The sequence below is a fragment of the Dellaglioa sp. CoH-56-MRSF-11 genome, assembly GCF_056782135.1.
The window spans coordinates 1-623 of record NZ_JBXAYE010000017.1; the positions used below are offsets into that span (position 1 = coordinate 1).

Genomic DNA, 623 nt, shown 5'->3' on the forward strand with positions numbered 1-623 from the left:
CCTTCCAGCTCACTGATTGGAACAGGGACGCGTGTGTCTTCGAAGCTGATGGTGGTCTTCATTTACTCTCCAAACGAAGTTGTTGTACTTCCGAAATAACCTTGCGTACGTCGCTCGGGCCCGATGCCAAAAGCTCTACTAGAGCTTGCCTATCTGAGGCCTCTTTGCTCGTGCTCAGCTGGTGAACACGATTGACGTGCGGCAGTATGACAGTGCTAAACTCCGGATGCAAGCGCATTGTCTCGAAATGATCATGCGGAATCGACCCTTGACTCAGCAGATAGTTCTCGGCACGGCGCATAAGCGTTAGCTTCCACTCTTCCTGCTGAGCGGCTTCAAAAGCCTGACGATCATCCATATCTTTGTATTTACGATAAGGCTCAATGCGCTTGATACACTCGTGAATGAAAGCTACCTCGTCCTCGGCCGCGCGAACATTCGACTCATTGATCTCGCGCATAGCCGCAATTTCGTCCAGCTCGGCCTCGGCGTCGAGACGATCAGCCTCGTTGTCCGCATTCTGAAGCGCGGCCTCTGCACGCATCACCTTGGCCAGAATTCTTTTTTCGCTGGCACGCGCCGAGGCTAGCGCTGCTTCTCGGTCCTGACGCAGATCGTGAAGC

At 53.8% G+C, this 623-nt stretch carries 1 protein-coding gene; it reads right to left on the reverse strand.

From position 1 onward, the window contains the following. Positions 1-58: 58 nt before the first annotated feature. A partial coding sequence (locus AC1RPT_RS07610; protein WP_481762956.1) for a hypothetical protein occupies positions 59-623 on the reverse strand: 565 nt, incomplete at its 5' end.